This is a genomic window from Rheinheimera sp. (assembly GCF_020217005.1).
In the GTDB taxonomy this organism is placed as follows: domain Bacteria; phylum Pseudomonadota; class Gammaproteobacteria; order Enterobacterales; family Alteromonadaceae; genus Pararheinheimera.
This window is the reverse complement of record NZ_JAIWOI010000298.1, coordinates 1-10,000: the sequence shown is the minus strand read 5'-3', so window position 1 is coordinate 10,000 and position 10,000 is coordinate 1. Positions and strand designations below refer to the sequence as shown.

General features: G+C 45.5%; 8 protein-coding genes. 4 read left to right on the top strand and 4 right to left on the bottom strand.

Going from position 1 to position 10,000, the window contains the following annotated elements:
* The 3 genes from LDL40_RS14525 to malQ form a co-directional block, all read right to left on the bottom strand.
* The coding region (locus tag LDL40_RS14525) for an alpha-amylase family glycosyl hydrolase (protein WP_300996138.1) at positions 1-838 on the bottom strand (838 nt) is incomplete at its 3' end.
* Positions 835-3,012, bottom strand: a complete 2,178-nt coding sequence (gene glgB / locus LDL40_RS14520) for a 1,4-alpha-glucan branching protein GlgB (protein WP_300996137.1) — start codon at positions 3,010-3,012, stop codon at positions 835-837. The genes LDL40_RS14525 and glgB, both read right to left, overlap by 4 nt.
* Before the next feature lie 164 nt (positions 3,013-3,176).
* Positions 3,177-5,360: a 4-alpha-glucanotransferase gene (gene malQ, locus LDL40_RS14515; RefSeq protein ID WP_300996136.1), complete on the bottom strand. Its 2,184-nt coding sequence runs from the start codon at positions 5,358-5,360 to the stop codon at positions 3,177-3,179.
* 185 nt (positions 5,361-5,545) lie between these two features.
* Between malQ and gap the strand changes: the two genes are divergently transcribed.
* Positions 5,546-6,559 carry a type I glyceraldehyde-3-phosphate dehydrogenase gene (gene gap, locus LDL40_RS14510; protein ID WP_300996134.1) on the top strand — a complete coding sequence of 338 codons (1,014 nt, stop codon included), beginning with the start codon at positions 5,546-5,548 and terminating at the stop codon, positions 6,557-6,559.
* A gap of 68 nt (positions 6,560-6,627) precedes the next feature.
* A complete protein-coding gene (locus tag LDL40_RS14505) occupies positions 6,628-7,488 on the top strand; it encodes a D-hexose-6-phosphate mutarotase (protein WP_300996132.1) in 861 nt (286 codons plus the stop codon).
* Here the strand turns inward: LDL40_RS14505 and LDL40_RS14500 are convergent.
* Complete coding sequence (locus LDL40_RS14500; RefSeq protein ID WP_300996131.1) at positions 7,467-7,871, bottom strand: hypothetical protein; 405 nt, start codon at positions 7,869-7,871, stop codon at positions 7,467-7,469. The two genes, LDL40_RS14505 and LDL40_RS14500, sit on opposite strands and share 22 nt — an antisense overlap.
* 290 nt (positions 7,872-8,161) lie before the next feature.
* On the opposite strand from LDL40_RS14500, the gene ccoN reads away from it, so the two are divergent.
* Together ccoN and ccoO are read left to right on the top strand one after the other, a co-directional pair.
* Positions 8,162-9,592, top strand: coding sequence for a cytochrome-c oxidase, cbb3-type subunit I (gene ccoN / locus LDL40_RS14495; RefSeq protein ID WP_300996130.1), 1,431 nt, complete (start codon positions 8,162-8,164; stop codon positions 9,590-9,592).
* 10 nt (positions 9,593-9,602) lie between these two features.
* The coding region (gene ccoO / locus LDL40_RS14490; protein ID WP_300996128.1) for a cytochrome-c oxidase, cbb3-type subunit II at positions 9,603-10,000 on the top strand (398 nt) is incomplete at its 3' end.

Below are 10,000 nucleotides of genomic sequence, written 5' to 3'. Positions count from 1 at the left end.
AACTAAGTCGGTAATCTTCCGCCTCTGCCGTATGGTTGAACACCACATCCAAAATCACTTCCAGGCCGTGCTGATGATAAGTCCGAACCAACTCTTTAAATTCTGTGACGGCATCATCTGTCTGATAGCGGGCGTCAGGCGCGAAAAAATTGATAGGGTTGTAACCCCAATAGTTACTCAATTTTAGTTTCTCTAGCCTCGGCTCACTCATAAAACTGGCAACGGGTAACAGTTGTATCGTTGTGATACCTAAGTCTTTCAGATGCGCTATAACAGCAGGGTGACACATGCCCAGATACTTACCACGCTGTAGCTCTGGCACTTCTGGATGCAACTTGGTCATGCCTTTGACATGAGCTTCATAAATTATGGTTTTTTCTCTGGGTATAGCTGGTTTTACCGTGCCCTGCCAATCAAAATCTGAACTGGTTAATACAGCTTTGGGCACCATATAATGGCTGTGAACCTGGTAAAGCCTTTCGTTCCAGACCAGGGCTCTGTTCAATTGTCTGGCGTAAGGGTCAATCAACAACCTGTTGCGGTCAAATACTAAACCTGAGTTGGCATGGCATACGCCTTCAGCCCGCAAGCCATACAGAGTTCCTGGTTCTATGCCGTCTAACTCTAAATGCCAGATCTCCCCGGTTCGGGCGAAAAATTGCACTTCGGCTAAAGGCTCTTCTGTATCTGCACAAAACAGGCAAAGCCAAAGTGAAGAAGCATCAGGCGCATAGACTGAAAAATTCCAGCAATGCTCGCTTACCTTAGTCGGTCCCAGTGGATAGGCTTTTCCTACACCACTTATCCATTCGGCATTCACTTCAGTTTTAGAGATCACTGTTCTTTTCTTCTCAGGTACAAAGTAGACAGAGGCGGCAAGTCAAGTTGAACCATAAAATTCAAACCAAAAGCAGCTGCCGGGACCGCAGGTAAATAATCCCCAACCGGATAATTACTGCCCCAATAATATTCACTGTCTGTGTTGAGAATCACTTCGTATTCACCTTGTTCTGCTACAGACAAACGAAAGCCACTGCGCGGCACAGGGGTAAAGTTGCTGACGACATACACAGCCTGACCTTGTTGATCTAAGCGATAGAAACTTAAAGTACTGTGTTCTGCATCCTGATAGTTAATCCAGCGGAATCCCTGAGCTTCATGATCAAGCTGATGCAATGGAGTGCAGCTTTTATAGACCAGGTTCAAATCACGAAACAGTTGTTGTACGCCTTTGTGTTTCTCGAAGGACAGTAAAAACCAGGGCAGCTGTTGGTTGTGGTCCCACTCTGTACCCTGACCAAATTCATTTCCCATAAAGTTAAGTTTTTTACCAGGATGGGCAAACATAAAAGCGTAGTAAGCTCTTAAATTAGCAGCCTGTTGCCATTCATCTCCTGGCATTTTATTAATCAGACTACCTTTGCCGTGCACTACTTCATCATGCGACAAAGGTAAAATAAAGTTTTCGTTGTAGGCATAGACCATAGAAAAGGTTAAATCGTTATGATGAAACTTACGATAGGCCGGATCTTTACTGATATAACGTAGGGTATCGTTCATCCATCCCATGTTCCATTTAAAGCCAAAACCTAATCCACCTAAATCCACAGGCCGGGTCACACCATTAAAGGACGTTGACTCTTCGGCAATCATCATTGCCTTGGGGTATTGCCTATACACTTCAGTATTTAACCAACGTAACAAACTAATGGCCTCGTAATTATGATTTCCGCCATCAATATTAGGCACCCACTCTCCTGCACGCCTGGAGTAATCCAGATACAACATTGACGCTACCGCATCCACCCTTAGTGCATCTATATGGAAATGCTCCAGCCAAAACAGCGCGCTGGCCACTAAAAACTGCCGGACATAATCTTTGCCGTAGTCGTAAATACAGGAGTTCCAGTCAGGGTGCCAACCGCGACGAGGATCTTCGTATTCATACAAATGGCTGCCGTCAAAACGAGCCAGACCATGTGCATCTTCAGGGAAATGCGCCGGTACCCAATCCAGAATGACGCCTAAGCCAGCCTGGTGGCAGGCGTCTACGAAGGCTTTGAACTGATCAGGAGTCCCAAAACGCGACGTTGCGGCAAAAAGACCCAGCGGTTGATAACCCCAGGAACCAGAATACGGGTGTTCCATTACAGGCAATAGTTCGATATGGGTATAGCCCATATCAAGTACATAAGGAATAAGCTCATGCGAAAGCTCGCTGTAAGTTAAGGGCTCACCATGTTGATTATGCTTCCAGGAGCCAAGGTGCAATTCATAAATGCTGATCGGCTGATGATAAGGATCGAAGTCGCGCTGCTGCCACTGATGGTCCTGCCATTGGTATTTGCTGTGGTCATAAACCAATGATGCATGAGAAGGATGCTGTTCAGCCGCAAACGCCAAAGGGTCTGCTTTATGTGGCAGCAAGTTACCAAAGGCATCTTTTATTTCAAATTTGTAACGAACTCCAGTCCCTACGTCAGGCATCACCAGCACCCAATGACCACATTGGGTACGCTGCATTGGATGGCGTCGCCCATCCCATTGATTCATATCACCAATTAAGCTGACGCTAGAAGCGTTTGGAGCATAAACAGCAAAGCGTGTTGCTTTCAGTTTCTTTTTCCCAACTGCCACTTCCACTAACTGAGCGCCTAGCTGTTTATATAAATTCTCTGGCTTGCTGTTGACAAAATGCACAGCGTAATAAGCTTCGTCTTGGAACTGGTAAGGATCGACCAATTCATAGCTATGGTGATGAGGCGTTTCTATTTTGAAAAAATATGGGCTGGTTTTGCGTTTACTGGGGAGCTCAAGCTGAAATAAACCATGCAATACAACTTGATGAACCATCAAACCTAATGATTTTCGGGTCGCAAAATCAAAGACTTCCACTTTAGCTGCATCAGGCAAATAGGCACGGATCATTAGACCTTTGGAGGGTCCCTTTTGCCAGGATAAAAGAGAAAAAGGAGTAGAACAACTGGCAGAAGCTAACTGGGTTACGGACATGAACTATCCTTTTGATTTTTTTATCGTCTTAAATTCTAAGATAACAAATTACACTAAAACTGCCATGGGGTGATGGCAGTTTTATAGCCGAATTATTTGAAGCCATAGGCTGAGTAATTTTCTATGGCTGCGAATATTAGGGATATGGCTGAATATAAAGCCTGTTAACCGCGACGCAGTTGGGTAAGCTCCCGCAGTAACCGGTTGACACTCTCCTGCTCAGCAAGCTGTTCCAGAGTCATTGATAGTTTACGCCGCCAGTTTGGATACTCCTCACTCGTCCCCGGAATATTTACAGGTTGAGTCATTTCCATCCAGTCTTCCAGTTGTAGGCAAAGCAACTGACTCGCACCTTTTGCTACATGACGCTGTATGGCATAACTCAGCTCTGTGCTCATGCCCACATGATCAACATTGTGACTAAAGTTTGGATCCAGCATCTGATGCCCATGCAAGGAGTTCAGAATTTTTTGTTTATCTTCATGACGAGACTGATATAAAGCTGGTAATTGATCTTCACGATACAGACCTACCTCTTTGCCCAAAGTTAAGTCTCCACAATGCCAATAGCCGATTAAAGTTGGCATATCATGGGTAGTCAATGTTGCCATTGCCTGCACCGGATAATGAACTGGTGAAACGTAGCCACCATCCTCTGCTTTTTCAAAGAAAAACACACGATAGGAATACATACCAAACGCTGCCAGTATTTCGCGGATACCATCTGGTACTGTGCCTAAGTCTTCACCAATCACCACGACCTGATGGCGCTGAGATTCAAGGGCCAGAATGCCTAATAAATCCTGGATGGGATAATAAACATAAGCACCATCACCGGCACTTTCTGCACCTTTAGGAACCCACCACAAACGCAGTAACGCCATCACGTGGTCAATCCGCAAAGCGCCAGAGTTTTGCATATTTGCACGGAACAAATCTATCATAGGCCGGTAGGCCTGCTGATACATCTGATATGGCAGCATTGGAGGCAAACCCCAGTTCTGACCTTTAGGCCCTAAAATATCAGGTGGAGCACCAACACTGGCGCCACGGCAGTAAAGGTCCGGATTTCCCCAGATTTCTGTAGAAGCTTCACTGACGCCTACAGCCAAATCGCGGTACAAACCTAACAACATGCCTTGTTCTTTGGCATAAGCTTGTGCTTTAGCCAGTTGTTCACGGGCAATAAATTGCAGATAGCAGTAAAAATCCAGTTCATCCGCATGAGCTTTTGCAAAGGCTAAAACTTCTTCGCTGTCTGGTCTTTGCCAGGCCTCCGGCCACACTGGCCAACCCCAGGCATGCATATCTTTTTGGATTAAATGGGCATGAATGGCGTCATACAAGGCAAGCTGTAATAAACTTTCACCAGATTGTTGTTTAAATACAGAAAATGCCTGAGCCAATTCAGCATGTTCAGCTTGGTGCTCGACAAACCAATGATACAACGCCTTAAGCACAGGCAGTTTCAAACGGGTCACAGCGCTGTAGTCAACCCAGTCTGCAGCACGCGCAGCGGCCAACTGTTGCTGAAATCCTGGCGCATTGACCAGCTGTTTTACCTGCTGGCATTGATCAAAACCCAGCATTTCGGGCACGGCTAAATAAATAATATTCAGCCAACGACGAGACGACGGGCTGTACGGACTGGCTGACTCCGGCATGGCTGGATAAAGTGCGTGAATGGGGTTCAAACCCACAAAATCAGCACCTTGTTTTGCTAAATGCCCCAACAGGAAACGCAAATCCGCAAAGTCTCCTACGCCCCAGTTTTGCTCGGAACGAACACAATATAACTGAACTGATACACCCCATTGTTTCTGCTTTTTAAATTCAACAGGCTGGAAACACGAAGATGGAGTGATAATCAGCGATTGTTTAAATTCCAACTCCCCCAAAACCAACGCCAGATAGTGATAACCCTGTTCAAGCAACACTGGCAAGGTCCATTGATACTGCTGATATTCTTCTCCGTCGAAGACCATCACCTGATTCAGCTCTGCATCGTCTGTTGCTGTCAGGGAGAAGGTATGAGATTTGCCCTGTTCAGTAGTTAAGACTAACTCTAAAGCCGTATTGGCAAGAGCGATAGGAAGTTTTAATTGAATCTGTATATCCTGGCCATAGTGCTGCACAGACACTGGATCTAACACTTGTTCCCAATGGTCTTGCTGGCGCTCAATTAATTGCTCTCTTGCCAGCGCTTCGTTATCTGTAGCAAAACCCTGAGCAGATAGAAGGCTGAGTAAATTTTTTTCTGCGACTTCAGCTTGATTGCCCCAGGCATCGGTAAATTTTGTTTCTATTCCTGTGAAGGCAATCAAATCAGAAAGTAATTGTTTGTCCATAAAGGCTCCAGCGACCCGCTTTTTGCTCGGAAAAGTAAATGGTTAGAGGAAATTAACTACCACAGTCTACTCCAGATTCAAGACCTGGATTAACAAAATACGAATGCATAACTTTTTTGCACTTGAAAATCATGACAAAAAATGTAATTTTATTACAGAATTAAATTACAGTCTGGGGATAGGTTATGACAATTCGTGTAGCAATTAATGGTTTTGGCCGCATTGGCCGCAACGTTTTACGCGCTTTATATGAATCAAAAAAGAATTATGACATCAAAGTTGTAGCCATCAACGATTTGGGCGATGCCGCTATCAATGCCCATTTACTTAAATATGATACAGCGCATGGTATTTTCTTCGCTGACGTAGAGCACTCAGACAAAGCTATTTTCGTAAACAAAGACGAAATCCAGATCCTCAGCGAACGCAGCCCGGCAAATCTGCCGTGGGCAGATTTAAATATTGATGTAGTACTGGAATGTACTGGTCTGTTCACTAACCGTCAGACCGCCGGTGCTCACTTAACAGCGGGTGCCAAAAAAGTCATTATCTCTGCGCCTGCTAAAGATGTGGATGCGACTGTAGTGTATGGTGTGAACCATGATGTCATCACTGCAGACATGACCATTATTTCTAACGCGTCATGCACCACGAACTGCTTATCTCCTATCGCTAAGCCATTAAACGACGCCTTAGGCATTGAATCAGGTTTGATGACCACTATTCATGCTTACACTAACGACCAGCGTTTGAGTGATGTGTATCACACAGACGTACGTCGTGCCCGCGCTGCGGCTATGTCGATGATCCCTACGCAAACTGGTGCTGCTGCCGCAGTAGGTCTAGTAGTTCCAGAACTCAAAGGTAAATTCGATGGCTTAGCCGTTCGTGTGCCCACGCTAAACGTATCACTGGTCGATTTATCTTTTATTGCCGGTCGCAACACCACGGTCGAAGAAGTAAACGACATTATCCGTAAAGCTGCGGCACAAAGCCCAATGAATCAGGTCTTAGCTGTCAACGATCTGCCTTTAGTGTCTGTTGATTTTAATCACAACCCAATGTCATCTATCTTTGATGCCAGTGAAACCCGTGTAAACGGCCGTTTGGTCAAAGTGATGGCTTGGTATGACAATGAGTGGGGTTTCAGTAACCGTATGCTGGACAACACTGTTGAACTAATGAAATTTTCCAAGTAAGTTAATTTCACTATGAACGAGGCGGCTTTTGAGCCGCCTTTTCTTTCCGTTGAATTTGAGAGCTACAGATGAAAAGCAACAGCATTTCTGAACAAAGTGGATTTGCACACCTGACAGATTTACCCTGTTATGTATTGCGTTGTGGTGAGGCCTCAGCGGTCATAAGTAGCTATGGTGCGCACCTGCTCTCTTATCAACCAACAGCCACTGTGGATGTAATTTACTTGTCACCTCAAGCGGTATGGCAGAACAACAGCGCTATACGTGGTGGCGTACCTGTCTGTTGGCCTTGGTTTGGCCCTGCTGCATTAGAATTTAATCCGGCCGCGCAAAAGTTACCGAACCACGGTGTAGTGCGCACTGAACTCTGGCAAGTAGTGAAACACTCAGTCACAGAAAAAGCCGTCAGTATTGAATTGCGTATAGAAAGCAAAACTTTGCCTTATTCCAACGCACCTTCTTATTTAAGTTTGACTCTGCAGTTAACCGAAGCTGCATTAACTCTGACGCTAAACTCGGATCAGGGGTTACAGCAAGCTGCATTACACAGCTATTTTACGGTGGATTCTGTACATCAGGTTTCCGTCAGTACCTTGTCTGGAGATTATCTGGATAAAGTAAAAGCTGGTGCGCATTTTGTGCAGCAACAGCCTGAACTGAAGTTCACCGCAGAAGTAGACAGGATTTATCTGGATACAGCGGGTGAGCTGACCTTAAAACAAGAAAAGAATGCTGTACATATCACTCAGCAAGGCCATGATGCCAGTGTGTTATGGAATCCATGGAGTGAAAAAGCAGCGGCATTAAAAGACTTACCTGATTTGGGTTATCTGGATTTTGTTTGTGTCGAAACAGCGCGTCTGAGTCTGACTAATACCACCCCGCTGCATTTGGTACAACAAATCCGCTATTTAGGCCAACTGGAATAAAAAGGCAGCAGCAATATCTTTTCTCCTTCCGTGGCATGAAGCAGTTTAAGCTGCAATTGCCACTTCATTCTCGGCTGACTACAGGCGCCCAACACCATTTCAGCCTGAAAAAAATCCGATTGTCCGTTCGTAGCTTTAAACAACAGCGGTATAGTCCCCATACTCATCGATAAGCCTGTGACTTCCGCTTGTTTGATTTGCCAGCCTTCCGACAATTTTACAGTCCAGCTCAGAATTTCTTCAACCGGAGCATCAGCCGGACTTAAACTGACACTGACTTGGGTATCCTTGTGCAGTTGCAACACTTGAGTCCGAGATGCCGCCTTTTCTTCTGAGCAACCCACAAGGCAGAACAAATAAAAAGCCAGAACAAGCAATCTCATCTGATAATTTTCCGTAGATAAAGAATGGCAAGTGTACCTTCTCGCCGCTATGAAACGCAAAACACTGCTGTAATTGGTTATTTTGCGACCAGCAGTATTGTTCTACATCATAAAAGCAGCTGTTTTGCCTATCTTTTTAAAGGCAAAACTCGTATTATTTCGCCCCAAAATGGTTAAGGGTTTAGTTGCTTTGCAAGTCGTGGAGGCTGCTACACTGTTAATCAACAATAAGAAGGGTCACCTTAGGGTGAATTTTTAATCACTAGCAATAAACTGCAGCGGAACTCAACATGAGCCAGACCAAATCGTTAAATGTTGACTACAACTATACCGTTGTCCGCCTTTTTGCCGTCACCACAGTTATGTGGGGTATTGTCGGTATGGGGTTGGGTGTATTACTTGCGGCGCAACTGTATTGGCCCGCACTTAATTTCGACACGGCATGGTTTACTTACAGTCGTCTTCGTCCTCTTCACACTAACGCAGTAATCTTCGCATTTGGTACAAGTGCCCTGTTTGCCACATCTTATTATGTGGTGCAGCGTACCTGCCAGGTCAGGCTTTTTGCAGAAAAGCTTGCGATGTTTACTTTTATTGGCTGGCAAGCAGTCATTATCGCCGCAATTATCACCTTGCCTCAGGGTATAGGTAACAGCAGTAAAGAATATGCTGAGCTGGAATGGCCAATTGACATTCTGATTGCTGTGGTCTGGATTTCTTATGCTGTAGTGTTTTTTGGCACTCTGGTGAAACGTAAAACCAGCCACATTTATGTAGCAAACTGGTTCTACGGTGGTTTTATTATCACGGTAGCGGCGTTACACATAGTCAATAGCATGGCTGTGCCTGTTTCTTTCACCAAGTCTTACTCAGTATACGCTGGTGCAGTGGATGCGATGGTGCAGTGGTGGTATGGTCACAACGCAGTAGGTTTCTTATTAACAGCAGGCTTCCTGGGTATGATGTATTACTTTGTACCTAAACAGGCTGGCCGTCCTGTGTACTCCTACCGTTTATCAGTTGTGCACTTCTGGGCTCTGATCGCTTTATACATTTGGGCCGGTTCTCACCACTTACACTACACTGCCCTGCCAGACTGGACTCAGTCTGTTGGTATGGTGATGTCAGTCATCCTGTTTGTACCAAGCTGGGGTGGCATGATCAACGGTATCATGACTCTGTCTGGTGCCTGGCATAAACTGAAAACCGACCCTATTTTACGTTTCCTGATTGTTTCTCTGTCCTTCTACGGTATGTCGACCTTTGAAGGTCCGATGATGGCGATCAAGTCGGTAAATGCGCTGTCGCACTACACCGACTGGACAGTAGGTCACGTTCACTCAGGTGCTTTAGGTTGGGTTGCAATGGTGTCTATCGGCGCTATCTACCACCTGATCCCGAATATTTATAACCAGGGCCGGATGTACAGCATTAAGCTGATTAACACCCACTTCTGGTTACACACTATTGGCGTGGTTCTGTACATTGTTGCTATGTGGATCAGCGGCATTATGCAAGGCATGATGTGGCGTGCAGTCAACACGGACGGCACTCTGACATACAGCTTTGTACAAAGCTTAGAAGCCTCTTACCCGTTCTACCTGATGCGTTTTATCGGTGGCTGTTTTGTCGTCACAGGTATGCTGGTCATGGCGTATAACGTTGTGAAAACTATCAGAGCGAAAGATGGTGCTCTGGAACCAGTAGCTGAAGCAGCGTAAGGAGCTTATTGTGTCTAAGAACTATCATGAATTTTTTGAGAAAAGTGCAGGCTGGTTAGCCATAGGCACAGTGCTGGCAATCAGTTTTGGTACACTGGTTGAAATCACTCCTCTGCTGTTTTTAAAAGAAACCACCGAACCTGTGGACGGTTTAAAACCTTACACAGCGCTGCAACTGGAAGGCCGTGACATTTATATCCGTGAAGGATGTGTGAACTGTCATAGCCAGATGATCCGTCCGTTCCGTCATGAAGTGGAACGCTACGGTCACTACTCTGTTGCCGGTGAAAGTGTATGGGAACATCCATTTTTATGGGGTTCAAAACGTACTGGTCCTGATTTGGCCCGTGTTGGCGGTCGTTATAGCGACGACTGGCACGTTGCCCATTTAAGGAACCCACGTGACGT